Source organism: Persicitalea sp., from assembly GCF_041751555.1.
Classification (GTDB): domain Bacteria; phylum Bacteroidota; class Bacteroidia; order Cytophagales; family Spirosomataceae; genus Persicitalea.
On sequence record NZ_JBGSXF010000097.1, the window covers coordinates 17527 to 31389 of the forward strand.

A 13863-nucleotide genomic window follows, 5' to 3' on the forward strand; every position below is an offset into this window, starting at 1 on the left:
ATGATACGGAACTCTAGAATCAAGCAATGGACTGCCCTCGTACTGCTGACCCTCACGGTCGGCAGTACCGAAGTCCTCGCCCAGCAGGACAAAATGTACTCGCAGTACATGTTCAATATGATGGCGCTCAACCCGGCCTACGCCGGAAGCCGCGATGTGCTGAGTGCGACGGGCCTCTACCGCAACCAGTGGGTTAACGTAGAGGGTGCACCCAAAACGATGACGGTCACACTCGATGCTCCCATTAACAAGGAGCGCGTAGGGCTTGGAATCCAGCTTTTCAACGACCAGATCGGTCTGCAAAACGAAACAGGAATTTACGCCTCTTACGCCTTCCGCATCAAAGTCGGTGAGCGCTCGACGCTGGCCCTGGGATTGCAGGCGGGTGCTACCAGTTTCAAGTGGAGTTTGTCGGAAGCAGTTCTGGCGCCGGGCGGTGGGGCTGACCCGGCGTTCAACCAGAACATTTCCAAAATTCTCCCCAATTTCGGGACGGGTGTTTTTATCAGCAACGACAAGAGCTACTTGGGGATTTCAGTGCCGCAACTGATCGCCAATAACCTTAGTGACTACAATGTTGGGGACAATCGCGCCAAGCAGAAGCGTCATGCCTACCTAATGTCGGGCTTCGTCATCGGACTAAGTTCCACGCTTAAGCTGAAACCCTCATTACTTGTGAAATACGCCGATGGTGCCCCGCTGGGCATGGACGGCAACTTGAACCTCTGGCTGAATGATCGCGTGGCGATTGGTACTTCCTACCGCCACAATCAGTGGAGCACGCTCAACAACAGCAGCGGCACTGGCAACGACCTCAACAACTACATCAGCGATGCGGTCGTTGGCATGGTGGAAATCCAGATCACCGACCAGTTTCGGATGGGATACGCCTACGACATGATGCTGAACGGACTGAAGCAGTCCAATATCAGCATCAACTCTGGCAGCCATGAACTTATGTTACGGTACGAGTTTGGCTACGGTAAGAGCAAGATTCTGACACCGCGCTACTTCTAACCATTGTGGTTTCTTTCATTTGGTATATTCTCCGAAACGACTGCCTGGCAGTCGGCGTAGAATGTACCTTTTTTTTGCCCAATTTTTTCAAAACACACACACATGAATCGCATCGCTACGCTACTGCTTCTGATAGCCTCAATGGGCGCTTATACAGCACAGGGACAATCCGCTCTGAGCCTGGCTGACAAAGAGTACAAATCAATGTCATACCTGAAAGCATCATCGCTGTACGAAGAGGCGGTGAAAGACATAGAGTTGAGTAAGGAAGAAATGCTGGTGATTAAAGCCAAACTGGCAAACAGCTATCGACAATTGAAGGATTTCGAAAATACCGAACGGGTACTACGCGAAATAATTAGCGACTACGGCGAAGATTTACCCGATGCATACGTGGACAACTACCTCTACTACGCCCAGGCCCTGGCCAGCAACGGAAAGTACAATGAGGCGCAGGAAGCCTACCAGAAATACACCGCCCTCAGCGCGGAAGATCAGCGCGGATCTAGTTTTTCCAAACTGTATAATAACGTCACCCTGCTTACCAAAAATGCGGGGTCGTACAAAGTGGAGAGGCTCGACATCAATACGTCCGATGCCGATTTCAGTCCGATGTATTACAAAGAGGGTATCGTTTTTGTCTCCGGGCGAAGCGAAGTGAGAGGCATCAAACGCTTGTTCAACTGGAATCGGACCCCGTTCCTGAATCTTTACTACCTAAACAATCTGAAAAATATTAAAGGAAAAACCGTTACCGCTCCACTCGGCGGATCGACGGGTGTAACGGATCGTTCAACATCGATAAGAAAACGCCGCAGTCTGTTGGGCCGCCATGGTTACACCGCCCTGACCGCCAATGACAGCCGCACAGTGGGTATCTTTACCGGTAGTGCTTACAACCTGAATCTAGGTTACGAAGAAACGCCCCAAACCGAATTGACACGATTTAATAAAAGCACCAATTCCAAGTACCATGAAGGCCCTGTTTCTTTTTCTGGAGATGGCAACCGCGCTATTTTTACCAGAAATAATTACAAAGACGGCAAGCGCAAAGTCAGCGAGGAAGGTGTCAAACGACTGAAACTTTATTCCTCTGAGCTAGTGAATGGTACTTGGTCTAACATCAAAGAACTACCTTTCAATAGCGATGAGTATTCGACCGGACACCCGGCCCTCAATCCTGATAACACCCTTCTGTATTTTGCCTCCGACCGCCCCGGTGGCGAAGGCGGTACGGACATTTACGTGTCGCGACTGGAAGACGGCAAATGGTCCGAACCTACGAACATGGGACCAGAAGTGAATACCGAAGGCAAGGAAATGTTTCCTTATATCGATCCCAACGGGCAACTTTACTTCTCCTCGGACGGGCATCCCGGCCTGGGCGGGCTGGACGTGTTTTTTGCGCCTTTGGAAACGTACGCAAAAGCCAAAAAAAGTATCAACCTGGGCGCACCAATCAATTCGGACAAGGACGACTTCGGCCTAATTACCGACGGAGAGCGAATGGAAGGATATTTTAGCAGCAACCGCAAGGAGTCGCGCACTGACGACGATATCTACCGTTTCCGCCGCGAAGGACCAACGTACGCCTGCCGCGACCTGACCATCACGGTCTATGACGAATCGACCAAAGAGCCATTGAAAAACGCTTCGGTACAGATAGAAGACAAAAACAGTCCCGAAGAAATGCTGCAGTTACAGACCGACAGTCTCGGTAACCTCTTCCTGTGTCTGGCCGCCGAGAACGAATTCGTCTTCGTCGCTTCGGAAGAAGGTTATCAGAACAGTACTCTGGGCTTCATGACCTCGGCCTTCGACGACGAGCGGCCCTCTATGCTTGAAATACCTCTGAAAAGAGTAGTAGAAAAGAAACCTGCGGAAGTAGTCGCGATGGCCGACAACGCCAAAGGCTACGTGCTGGATATGAACGGGGCCAAACCGCTTTCAGGAGCCAAAATCAAAGACGATACCGACGGTACGACGCAGGAGATCGCAACTGATGAGAATCGCCAGTACGACTTCATAGCCAGCCCCGACCTAAACGTCCATATGTTCGAGAAAGGAGAATCTACCAAGACCGAGAACATCTATCACGATCTCGACAAAGCCAACATCTGTCCCTTCACGGCCCAGGAACTGGATAAAGTCGTTGAGATACTGGAAAAATACCCTGATATGAAAATCGAAGTCTGTGCCCACACCGACAGCCGCGCTACGAGCCTCTACTACCGCATTTTATCCAACAATAGGGCAAAAGAAGCCAGGAGCTATCTAATCTCTAAGGGCATTGACGGCGAGCGCATTGACGCTAAGGGCTGCGGTGAGAGCAAACTAGTTAACGACCGCGGCAATGGCTGCAATTGTTCCGAAGAGGAACACCAAAAAAAAAGCCGGACCGAAATCCGAATTAAGAATTTGCAGTAGTAACATTCATGTATTGTGAAAAGGCAGGGGATCGTTTTCTCTTGCCTTTTTTGTTTATTTGAGGGGCAAAGGCACAAAAGCACAAAGTTTCAGGGCATAAGGAAAGCCACCCACGCGTGTAGAGATGCGATTTAACGCGTCTAGCCTTATCCAGAGGAACAAAGGGCCGGGAAAGTACATTTTGCATAAAAGAGAAACTAGAAGTAAACCGAATCGTCACCAAGATGAAATTCAAAAGGTTTTTTGCTCAAACGTTTTATAGTAGTTTGATAGGATTAGGATTGATGGCGCTTACTCCCAGGACATCCCTCGCCCAGCGGGAAGTGCTCTACGAGCAGTACATCCAAAACCCAATGGCGATCAACCCGGCCTTTACCGGTATCAGGGAGGACTTCAACATGACCGTGCTGCTGCGACGACGCTGGTTCACGATTCAAAATTCACCCGTCACCCAGACCTTCGCCATGGATGGGGCAATAGCCAATGGCAAGATCGGCCTGGGTTTGCAGGCCTTGAACGATCGACTGTCGCCCTACTACACCACGGGCGTGTATGGTTCGGGTGCTTACCACTGGAATGCCTCCGTATCGTGGCGCGTGTCCCTTGGGTTGCAGGGCGGTATCAACGTACTGCCTCTATACGATTTTGCCTCTGGTATCTCTACCAACGGTGTGCTGGGTAGTTTCGGCGCGGGCGTGTATGTGCGCTACGCCGAGCAGTTTTACGTCGGAATATCCAAACCGGAGTTGCTTTCTCAAAACTTCGGCAGCGGCCGGCAGTCGCTTTTCGAATACCGCCAGCCGCTTTTCGTCACCGCCGGGGCGACGTTCGACTCGGGCGAGAAAATGCAGATCACGCCAAGCGTACTCATCGTGCAGGAAAAGGGGATTCCCTTGCGCGTAGATGTTGGAGCACGGGCCTGGTACGATGAGAAACTCGGCTTAGGGACCTTCTACCGAATGGGGTCAGTCAACTACGTGCAGCTTTCGGGCGAGGCACAATTGGGCAGGAACGCAAGACTGGGATATATCTTCAACTCGCGAGCAATTGAGAGCTCCATCGTAGGCATCAATAACAATCCGCTGACCATCCACGAAATCATGCTCAAATTCATCCCCAGTCCTACCAAATTTCACCTCAACTAATTGGGTGAATGTAGCACCGAAAATAAGCACTACCCTGAAAAAGGTTATTTTTCTACCTTCTTTGGATTACATCGCTTAACTTTGCAAGCCAATCGAAAAAGCACCAATTGCGATGGATAATTACTCTTATATAGCCAATTCCGAACCCTCTTATATCGAGGATCTTTACAAATCTTACCAGCAAGACCCCAACTCAGTGGAGGAGAGTTGGGCGAGATTTTTTGAAGGTTTCGATTTCTCCAATAAATATCCCCAAAACGGGAAAGCGGCTGCTAATGGTGCGGCTGCTTCCAATGGTATGGCGAAGGCGGCTCCGGTCAGCGATGACCGCATTCGTAAGGAGATGGAGGTGGTTCACCTCATCCGCGGCTACCGCTCGCGCGGCCACTTGGTGGCTACCACCAACCCAATCCGGGAGCGCAAAAATCGCGGTCCGCTGCTGGAATTGGCCGACTTTAAACTGGAAGAATCGGATCTAGACACCGTTTTCGAGGCCGGAACGGAAGTGTTCGGAAAACCCGCCACGCTACGTGAGATCGTGGACGCGCTCAAAAAAATATACACCAGTGATATTGGCTTCGAGTACCTCTACATTCGTGACCGCGAGCAGAAGAGCTGGCTGCGTGAGAAAATTGAGAAGGAGGCGTTGAACATGAATTTCTCCATCGAGGAGAAGAAGCACATTCTGTCTAAGCTTAACGAGGCCGTCGTTTTCGAGAATTTCCTGCACACTAAGTATATTGGTCAGAAGCGCTTTTCGCTGGAAGGCGGCGAAACGACCATTCCCGCCCTTGACGCTATGATCAACAAGGCTGGCGAGATGGGTGTGAAAGAGGTGATGATTGGCATGGCTCACCGGGGCCGCCTGAATGTGCTGGTCAATACCATGCGCAAGACCTATGAACAGGTATTTAACGAGTTTGAGGGCAATCTGCCCGACCAGGTGTGGGGCGACGGCGATGTGAAATACCATATGGGCTTTTCGTCTCAGATAAAGACGCCCAGCGGCCAGGAAATGTACCTAAAGCTGGCGCCAAACCCTTCGCATCTTGAAGCTGTAAACCCAGTGGTTGAAGGCTTCATCCGTGCCCGCGCCGACGGTATGTACGATAGCGACTACGACCGTGTATTGCCCGTGCTAATCCACGGTGACGCCGCCGTAGCAGGCCAAGGTATTGTGTATGAGGTGACGCAGATGTCGGGCCTGGAGGGCTACTACACGGGCGGGACGATTCACTTTGTCATCAACAACCAGGTAGGCTTCACGACTGACTTCGAGGACGCACGATCCAGTATTTACTGCACCGACGTGGCTAAAATCGTGGATGCCCCCGTGCTTCACGTCAACGGCGACGATCCCGAATCGGTGGTATATTGCATGCACTTGGCGGTAGAATACCGACAGAAATTCAATAAAGATATTTTTATCGACATGGTGTGCTACCGCCGCCACGGTCACAATGAGTCGGACGAGCCAAAATTCACGCAGCCCGTTCTTTACAAGTACATCGAGAACCATCAGAATCCCCGCGAGATTTACCAGAAAAAACTGGTGGAGCGCGGCGACGTGGATGCCGAACTGGCCGCCACGATGGACAAGGAGTTTAAGGCGCTCTTGCAAGAACGCCTGGAAATGGTAAAGCAAAAGGTGATGCCCTATGCTATGCCTAAGCTGGAATTGGAGTGGCAAAGCCTGCGCAAGTCCACACCGAAGGATTTTGAGCGTTCGCCGAATACGGGTGTCCCTCTAGAAACGCTGGAAAAAATTGGTGAAGCCATTACTACCATTCCCGAAGGTTTCCAGACGCTCAAGCAGATTGACAAACTGCTCAAAGACCGCAAACAGATGATCTTCGACGATAAGACCGTCAACTGGGCCACCGCCGAGTTATTGGCTTACGGCTCCATCGTAGCCGAGGACAAAATTGTGCGTATCAGCGGGCAGGATGTACAGCGGGGTACTTTCTCGCACCGTCATGCGGTACTCCACGACGCCGAAACCAACGAAGCGTACAACAACCTGGATCACATTCAGGAGGAGCAAGGGCAGTTTATGATTTACAACTCCCTGCTTTCCGAGTATGGGGTGTTGGGCTTCGAGTTTGGCTACGCAATGGCCAATCCCGGTGCTTTGGTAGTCTGGGAGGCGCAGTTTGGCGACTTCGTCAACGGGGCGCAGGTGATGATCGACCAGTTCATTTCGTCTAGCGAAACCAAGTGGGACCGTTGGACAGGCTTGGTGATGTTGCTGCCCCACGGCTACGAGGGACAAGGCCCCGAGCACTCCAATGCCCGCCCGGAGCGTTTTCTGCAACTGGCGGCGGACAACAACCTCATCATCGCTAACGTCACCACGCCTGCCAACCTGTTCCATATGATGCGCCGGCAGTTGGCCTGGTCTTTCCGCAAGCCACTGATCGTGATGTCGCCCAAGTCCATGTTGCGACACCCGCTTTGCATTTCGCCGCTGCAAGAATTGGTCAAGGGCCGTTTCCAGGAAACGATCGGCGACGACTACGCCGACCCTAAGAAGGTGAAGAAGATACTTCTGGTGACGGGGAAGCTTTATTATGAGCTATTTGAAAAACAACAAGCTGACAACCGCGACGATGTGGCCATCATTCGGATGGAGCAAATGCACCCTTTCCCGAAAACCCAATTGAACGCCCACATCGCAAAATATAAGAAGGCCAAAGTATATTGGGTGCAGGAAGAGCCTTTCAACATGGGTGGTTGGACGTTCATGCTCCGTATGTACCCCGAGCAGCCTCTGGAAGTGATCGCCCGACGTCCGAGTGCCTCACCCTCCACCGGTTTTGCCAAAATCCATAAACAGGAACAAGAGGAGATTATTCGCAGGGCATTTGAATAAAGAAAAGGTCAACGGTTAAAGGTTAACGGTTAAACGGCGTTCTACGCCAACCTATTGATAGTGAATTTTATGTCCGCGTACCGTTGACCGTTGACCGTTAACCGTTAACCTAATTTTAAACATGGCAGAATTACAGATAAAGGTACCGCCCGTGGGCGAGTCCATTTCCGAAGTTACTATTGGTACCTGGTTTAAGAACGAGGGAGATAGTGTTAAGATGGACGAGGTGATTTGCGGATTGGATTCCGACAAGGCTACTTTTGAACTTACCGCCGAAACCGACGGGGTGTTACACATCAAAGCGCAGGAAGGCGATACGCTGGCCATCGGAGACCTGATTGCGACGATTGACCCGAAGGGTACTTCTTCCAACGGATCAGCGTCCAATGGCTCGACCCCCAAAGAGGAGCCGAAGTCAGAACCCGAGATGGACACGCCTGTGGCCAAATCGGAAAAGGCGGAGGCCGACACCATTGCTCAGCCCAAAACTTCTGGCATATCTCCCAAGGTAGTCGAGATGACGGTTCCCACGGTAGGTGAGTCCATTACGGAGGTGACCATTGCCTCATGGAATAAAAAGGACGGCGATTCGGTGGAGTTAGATGAGATTATTTGCGAACTAGAATCAGATAAGGCCACTTTCGAGTTGCCTGCCGAGTCCGCAGGTACACTGCGGATCGTGGCTGCCGAGGGCGAAACGCTGGAAATTGGCGCGGTGATTTGCCGTATCGAAGCAGGTAGTGGCTCTTCAGCCAGCGTGGCTAATGCCGCCAGCCAGCCCGGCGAAGCCGAAGTGCCGACCGTTCATCAGTCGGAAGCTGAAGAATTCAGTGGTACTTCTGCTCATACTTCGCCTGTGGCGGCTAAAATATTGGCTGAGAAAGGCATTGATCCCAGCAACGTAAAAGGCTCGGGAGCAGGCGGACGGATTACTAAAGAAGACGCCCTGAACGCGCAGAAATCGGACGCTAAGGCGCCTGCGAGCAAAGCCACCGAGGTACCGCAAAACGCTAAAATTCCGGCTCCGGGGCCTGACAAAGTACCGCAACCCGCTGCCGACGAGCGTGGACAACGCCGCGAGAAAACCTCGTCGCTGCGCCGCACGATTGCTCGCCGCCTGGTAGCCGTGAAAAACGAGACGGCCATGCTTACTACCTTCAATGAGGTAGACATGAAGCCCATTATGGATTTAAGGGCGCAATACAAAGTACCCTTCAAGGAAAAACATGAAGTCGGTTTGGGCTTCATGTCTTTCTTCACCAAAGCCATTTGCGTAGCCTTGCAGGACTTCCCGGTTGTGAATGCCTACCTGGACGGCGACGATGTGGTTTACAACGACTACTGCGATATTTCTATCGCCGTGTCGTCGCCACGCGGTTTGGTGGTTCCCGTAATTCGCAACGCCGAGAAGCTATCATTCGCGGGCATCGAGAAAGAGATCGTTCGCTTGGCTACCCGCGCCCGTGACGGCAAACTGGGCATCGACGAAATGACTGGAGGAACGTTCACGATCACCAACGGTGGTATTTTCGGCTCAATGCTCTCGACTCCGATCATCAATGCCCCGCAGTCGGCCATTTTGGGGATGCACAACATCGTTGAACGACCCATAGCGCTGAATGGCGAAGTAGTGATTCGTCCGATTATGTACGTGGCGCTTTCTTACGACCACCGCCTCATCGATGGCAAGGACTCAGTAAGCTTCCTGGTTCGCGTGAAGCAGCTGCTCGAAGACCCGGCCCGAATGCTGCTCGAGATGTAGCGGAGACGAAGTTTCATTCAACGAACTGAGATTGATTGTTTTAAAAAAAACACCATATCTTTTGGAAAGAATAAAAGGGCTAATTGACTGAATTAGCGCACTTTCTTGAAAAATAAAGAACCCGACATCTTTGCCGGGTTCTTTTCGTTATTTTTGGCATTGTTTTTGTCCAACTTGGATTAATTAGAAAAATCGATCCACATGAAACGGAATCTACTCATCCTATGCCTTGTGCTGACAGCCCTGGTTGGTTGCAAGAAAAGCAGCACCACCGAAGAACCCGAACCCAAACCGCAGGAACAAGGCTGTAAAGTGAATTCGGAAACGGTCGATGGCAAACGCTACCGGACTTATCAGTATAGCGCCGACGATCGATTGTTCCGCATTGAGCAGTACGAAACTAGTTCAGCCAATCGGATGGAGAAACGGTTTTCGTTCGAATATGACGCGGAGGGCACAGTAAAGGTGCTGAGGGAAACCAATTTGATGGCGCCCTTTGGGAATTTTCAATACGATCTGCATTATTCCGGCGTAGGCCGTCTCGATACTATAAGGAAATATCAGGTAGTCAATTCTGGCCCTAAAATTCTGGAAACGTATTCCTTGGAATACGATGCAAAAGGTCTGCTTACGAGATATAAATGGAATGATAACTACCTTCGCTACGAGTACGATAATGATGGCAACCTGACTAAATGGTTTGTCAGTCTCCCTTTCATTGGGCCGGAAGCAATCGCCGCCGAGTACGGAAATTATGACGGTAAGCGCAACATATACGCCAACACCCATCCCGCCGAACTCGTGAATATCGTCACCGGGCAGGGAATCAGCAAAGCAAATCCCGGCAGTTTTAAGTACTATGAAGCCAGTCTGCGACCGCTCCAGAACGGGTTGGTGACTTACAAATATAACGAGCGGGAACTGCCTACTGAAGCCAGCGTATCGTTGTTCACACCTGGTGGAAGTGCCGCTACGACGCAGGTTTATAAATTCACATACAGCTGTAATTAAGTAAGTCCCTAGCCCCTTTTAATCAGCGCCACTGTCTTGCGGGGCATAAGAAAAGCCACCTTGTTTGAGTGCATCCAGCACATTTTGGATGGCCTTCGATTTAACGGCGGGAGATTCCTTTTCGGCTTCGGGGCTTTTGATCCAAAAACTCACTTTCATGCATAGCGCATTGGACTTGGTTTCCTCGACGCTCGCCACGGCTTCGTGCTGAGGATTACCGTCGTGCAGTACGCCCTCCGTGTTCCTCAAAGCCTGCTCGATCAAGGGTATTGCCTTCTTGTAATCTTCGCGGTTATCCAGATCTACGCTAAATTCTAACCGTAGAAAATCGTCTACCGAGTAGTTGTAGAGTGGGTTCTTTAAAATACCGCCATTGGGGATATAGACATCCTTTCCATCCATTGTCTTGATAATCGTTTCGCGCAAATTCATGTCGATGATGCGCCCTTTTACCCCTTGTGACTCGACCAAATCCCCAATTTTGTAGGGACGCTTGAAGGCCAAAAGGATGCCCGCCAGGAAATTCTCGCCGATGTCTTTGAGCGCAAAACCCAGAATGAAGGCGGACAGCCCCGCTCCGGCCAACAGCTTTGTGACCGCCCCATCGAGTCCCAAAGTACCCAATGCTACCGAAACCCCGATGATCAAGGCAATCCAGTAGCCTACATCGGCCAGGAAGCCCGTCAAAAGGTTGTCGTCGGAGTTGCGCAATAGCCGGGGCATCAGCCAACGCCTGATCTGGCGGGCGATGAAAATAAAAAGAAATAAGAGAAAAAGCGCAAGAGCTAGTTTGGGCAGTACTTCTACGAAGGAGTGATAGTAGCCGACCATTACTGTCCAAAGGTCGTCGGTGAATTGTTTCATGGAGGGGATTAATGTTGATCAAAAAACAGGACTCTGTGCCAAATAACCGAACCAGCTAATTCATAACTTCGGATTCTGCTTGTGGCGATCCTTATCACGCACCGTTTTTTTTGCCATATTTTTCTCAAACGCTTCGGTTAAGTCCACGCCCGTCTGGTTGGCCAGGCATAAAAGTACCCAAAGTACATCAGCCATTTCCTCGCCCAGATCCCGACCCAGGTCAGACTTCTTGAACGACTGGTCACCATAAGTACGGGCCATAATCCGGGCCAGTTCACCCACCTCCTCCGTCAGGATAGCCATGTTTGTCAATTCCGAAAAGTACCGTACGCCGTATTCCTTAATCCAGGAATCGACTTGGGCTTGGGCTTCTTGAAGAGTCATTTTTCAGAGAAAGGGTAAAGAAAGGACGCAAGGTCATTGTGGCCGCAAACTACGTCCGATTTTTGGAATCAATGATAATCGTCACTGGTCCATCGTTCGTGAGTTGTACTTTCATATCAGCACCGAACTCACCCGTTTGGATATGTTCACCAATTTCCTGATTCAGGAACTCGATCATTTTTTCGTAAAGTGGAATGGCGATTTCGGGGCGGGCGGCGTCGATGAACGAAGGGCGATTTCCTTTTTTGGTACTTGCGTGAAGAGTGAATTGACTGATGAGGAGAATATTTCCATCAACGCTTTTCAAATCGAGGTTCATTTTCCCTTCGCTGTCGCTGAAAATGCGCATTTGCACGATTTTGCGGCCTAGCCATTCTATATCTTCCGTCGTGTCGGATGTCGTGATGCCCAGAAGTACTAAAAAGCCGACAGCAATTCGGCCTTTTTCTTTTCCTTCAATTGTGACGGAAGCACCGCTTACGCGCTGAATTACAGCAATCATGGAGTGTTGCGATTATCTTTCACGACTAAAAAAAAATCATTGTCCAGTTCCAGATAACCGTAGTCATAGACAAAATAATAGACGCTGCCTTTTTGAGTGACGCGCTGGCTGGTCATCAGGTTAAAGTCGAAGCCCTTGGCGACAAGGGTACTTCGGGTAGTTTTCTGCTTATCCTCGGGGCAGACTTCTTCCAGAATCCGGCGGTTACGGCGGAGCTGATTGTTTGTGTTCCGCACCACATTGTATTGGTCCGAGTTCAGCTTGTTATTGTACGCATTGCGGCACATATCCGAGCAGAATTTCTTGTCCGCCCGGCCCGAGAAAGATTGGTCGCATTCGAGGCAGGTTTTCATAGTTGCATTTTGACTTTTACTTTATCGCATTCGCCACCACGCCTTCAAACGTCATCTTCACGGGCTTGATTGTGCCGTCTTCGTTGAATTCCAGGCGGTCGATGCAGGTCACGCGGTGGTCGCGACCTTCGTTGGGGATGGGACGGCGGTGATAGACCATGTACCAGTCGTCGGTACCGGGCGTGTGGATCACCGAGTTGTGGCCCGCTCCGGTAGCTACTGACTTGTCAGATTCAAGAATAGTGCCGATGCGGTTGAACGGACCAGTTGCTCTTTCCGCCGTGGCGTACACTACCTTATAGGTGTCGTTGGTCCAGCCGCCTTCCGACCACATCAGGTAGTAAGTGTCGTTTCGCAGGAACATAAACGGTCCTTCGACGTAGCCTTTGGGTGTAATTTCTTCGAATAAAGTACCGTCTTCCCATGGCTTAAAACCCGTAAAATCTTCGTTCAGGACGCCCAAATTGCAGTGGCCCCAACCGCCGTAAAAAATGTAGTGCGTGCCGTCGGTATCTTTGAACACGAACTGATCGATGGGCTGGGCGTCGTTATAAAAATCGTCGATTAGTGGCTTGCCCAGGTAGTCTTTGAACGGCCCGCCGGGTGCGTCGGCCACCGCCACGCCGATGCCGCCGGAGTGGTTGATGGTGTTGTTGGGGTCCCAACCCGGTCGGCTGGGACGCTGCACGTCGTTAGCCGCAAAAAACAGGTAGTACTTGCCATCTTTCTCGATAGCGGCGGGAGCCCACATCGCTTGTTTGGCCCATTTAATAGCTGTGGTGTCAAGAATATTATTATGCTTCTCCCAGGTGATGAGGTCCTTAGAGGAGAAGGCGTCAAAGTGCAACTGCTTCTCGAATTCGGCCGAATAGGTGGGGTAGATCCAGTACTCATCGCCAAAAACCGCGCCTTCGGGATCAGCGTACCACCCTTCGGCGATGGGATTGCCGGAGGTTTTCGGTTCGTTGCTTTCTTCAGTTTTTGTGCAGCCCGCCAAAAGAGAAGCAGAGAGTACTAAAAGTATGAAAATTCGATTCATAAAATGCTGACTGTGTTTGAGTTGTAGGTATTTTAAAAACCCCAAAGATACCCAAACCAAAATCATTTGCAAACGACTACAAATATTTTTATTCGATTATAAATAATTAAGAACCGAATAGGATTCTGCCGTGCAACCACCTTTGTCCCGTCGATTCGAGTGAATCGAAAAGTTTATTAATCGTGATCGGATCGAGCGGCAATGCCAGCGAAAGCCATTTCACACAAATCAAAATAACCATGAACAAAGTAAATTTGATCGGCAACGTAGGACGGGAAGTGACCATCCGGGAATTCGAAGGAGGTAAAATGGCTACGTTCAGCGTAGCGACCAACGAAACTTACACCAACCGCAATCAGGAAGAAGTGACTAACACCGCCTGGCACTATGTAGTTGCGTGGGGCAAACTAGCGCAGCAGTGCGAGCAGATGCTGAGCAAGGGTAAGTTTATTCAGGTGGAAGGCAAACTCAACTATCGCGAGTACCA

The 13863-nt window shown here is 50.6% G+C and carries 12 protein-coding genes; 7 read left to right on the forward strand and 5 right to left on the reverse strand.

Annotated features, from left to right (window positions below):
• From ACEW8P_RS03200 to ACEW8P_RS03225, 6 genes are all read left to right on the forward strand, one after another.
• A complete protein-coding gene (locus tag ACEW8P_RS03200; protein WP_373511665.1) occupies positions 1–1017 on the forward strand; it encodes a type IX secretion system membrane protein PorP/SprF in 1017 nt (338 codons plus the stop codon).
• Positions 1018–1119: 102 nt separating this feature from the next.
• Positions 1120–3444 carry an OmpA family protein gene (locus ACEW8P_RS03205; protein ID WP_373511666.1) on the forward strand — a complete coding sequence of 775 codons (2325 nt, stop codon included), beginning with the start codon at positions 1120–1122 and terminating at the stop codon, positions 3442–3444.
• Positions 3445–3668: 224 nt separating this feature from the next.
• Positions 3669–4589 carry a PorP/SprF family type IX secretion system membrane protein gene (locus tag ACEW8P_RS03210; protein WP_373511667.1) on the forward strand — a complete coding sequence of 307 codons (921 nt, stop codon included), beginning with the start codon at positions 3669–3671 and terminating at the stop codon, positions 4587–4589.
• Positions 4590–4701: 112 nt separating this feature from the next.
• Positions 4702–7461: a 2-oxoglutarate dehydrogenase E1 component gene (locus tag ACEW8P_RS03215; protein WP_373511668.1), complete on the forward strand. Its 2760-nt coding sequence runs from the start codon at positions 4702–4704 to the stop codon at positions 7459–7461.
• A 121-nt stretch (positions 7462–7582) separates the two neighbouring features.
• Positions 7583–9223: a 2-oxoglutarate dehydrogenase complex dihydrolipoyllysine-residue succinyltransferase gene (gene odhB, locus ACEW8P_RS03220; protein WP_373511669.1), complete on the forward strand. Its 1641-nt coding sequence runs from the start codon at positions 7583–7585 to the stop codon at positions 9221–9223.
• Between the two features lie 201 nt (positions 9224–9424).
• Positions 9425–10234: a hypothetical protein gene (locus ACEW8P_RS03225; RefSeq protein ID WP_373511670.1), complete on the forward strand. Its 810-nt coding sequence runs from the start codon at positions 9425–9427 to the stop codon at positions 10232–10234.
• An 18-nt stretch (positions 10235–10252) separates the two neighbouring features.
• On the opposite strand, the gene ACEW8P_RS03230 is transcribed toward ACEW8P_RS03225, so the two are convergent.
• Genes ACEW8P_RS03230 through ACEW8P_RS03250 form a run of 5 tightly spaced genes read right to left on the reverse strand, consistent with a single transcriptional unit; the run spans position 10253 to position 13376 of the window.
• Positions 10253–11098, reverse strand: coding sequence for a mechanosensitive ion channel family protein (locus tag ACEW8P_RS03230; protein WP_373511671.1), 846 nt, complete (start codon positions 11096–11098; stop codon positions 10253–10255).
• Between the two features lie 60 nt (positions 11099–11158).
• Positions 11159–11482 (reverse strand): nucleotide pyrophosphohydrolase, encoded by a 324-nt coding sequence (locus ACEW8P_RS03235; protein ID WP_373511672.1) that lies wholly within the window; start codon positions 11480–11482, stop codon positions 11159–11161.
• Between the two features lie 49 nt (positions 11483–11531).
• Positions 11532–11984 carry a D-aminoacyl-tRNA deacylase gene (gene dtd / locus ACEW8P_RS03240; protein WP_373511673.1) on the reverse strand — a complete coding sequence of 151 codons (453 nt, stop codon included), beginning with the start codon at positions 11982–11984 and terminating at the stop codon, positions 11532–11534.
• Entirely contained in the window at positions 11981–12337 is a 357-nt protein-coding gene (locus tag ACEW8P_RS03245; RefSeq protein WP_373511674.1) for a hypothetical protein, read from the reverse strand. Before ACEW8P_RS03245 ends, dtd begins: the two co-directional genes overlap by 4 nt.
• 16 nt (positions 12338–12353) lie before the next feature.
• Complete coding sequence (locus ACEW8P_RS03250; protein WP_373511675.1) at positions 12354–13376, reverse strand: glycoside hydrolase family 43 protein; 1023 nt, start codon at positions 13374–13376, stop codon at positions 12354–12356.
• A 239-nt stretch (positions 13377–13615) separates the two neighbouring features.
• Between ACEW8P_RS03250 and ACEW8P_RS03255 the strand changes: the two genes are divergently transcribed.
• Positions 13616–13863: single-stranded DNA-binding protein (locus ACEW8P_RS03255; protein WP_373511676.1), on the forward strand; the 248-nt coding region annotated here is incomplete at its 3' end.

Excerpts from the sequence above, each read along its gene's own strand:
- ACEW8P_RS03230 (WP_373511671.1), bottom strand. The coding sequence starts at position 11,098 with ATGAAACAATTCACCGACGACCTTTGGACAGTAATGGTCGGCTACTAT.
- ACEW8P_RS03205 (WP_373511666.1), top strand. The coding sequence starts at position 1,120 with ATGAATCGCATCGCTACGCTACTGCTTCTGATAGCCTCAATGGGCGCT.
- dtd (WP_373511673.1), bottom strand. The coding sequence starts at position 11,984 with ATGATTGCTGTAATTCAGCGCGTAAGCGGTGCTTCCGTCACAATTGAA.
- odhB (WP_373511669.1), top strand. The coding sequence starts at position 7,583 with ATGGCAGAATTACAGATAAAGGTACCGCCCGTGGGCGAGTCCATTTCC.
- ACEW8P_RS03250 (WP_373511675.1), bottom strand. The coding sequence starts at position 13,376 with ATGAATCGAATTTTCATACTTTTAGTACTCTCTGCTTCTCTTTTGGCG.
- ACEW8P_RS03235 (WP_373511672.1), bottom strand. The coding sequence starts at position 11,482 with ATGACTCTTCAAGAAGCCCAAGCCCAAGTCGATTCCTGGATTAAGGAA.
- ACEW8P_RS03200 (WP_373511665.1), top strand. The coding sequence starts at position 1 with ATGATACGGAACTCTAGAATCAAGCAATGGACTGCCCTCGTACTGCTG.
- ACEW8P_RS03210 (WP_373511667.1), top strand. The coding sequence starts at position 3,669 with ATGAAATTCAAAAGGTTTTTTGCTCAAACGTTTTATAGTAGTTTGATA.
- ACEW8P_RS03225 (WP_373511670.1), top strand. The coding sequence starts at position 9,425 with ATGAAACGGAATCTACTCATCCTATGCCTTGTGCTGACAGCCCTGGTT.
- ACEW8P_RS03215 (WP_373511668.1), top strand. The coding sequence starts at position 4,702 with ATGGATAATTACTCTTATATAGCCAATTCCGAACCCTCTTATATCGAG.
- ACEW8P_RS03245 (WP_373511674.1), bottom strand. The coding sequence starts at position 12,337 with ATGAAAACCTGCCTCGAATGCGACCAATCTTTCTCGGGCCGGGCGGAC.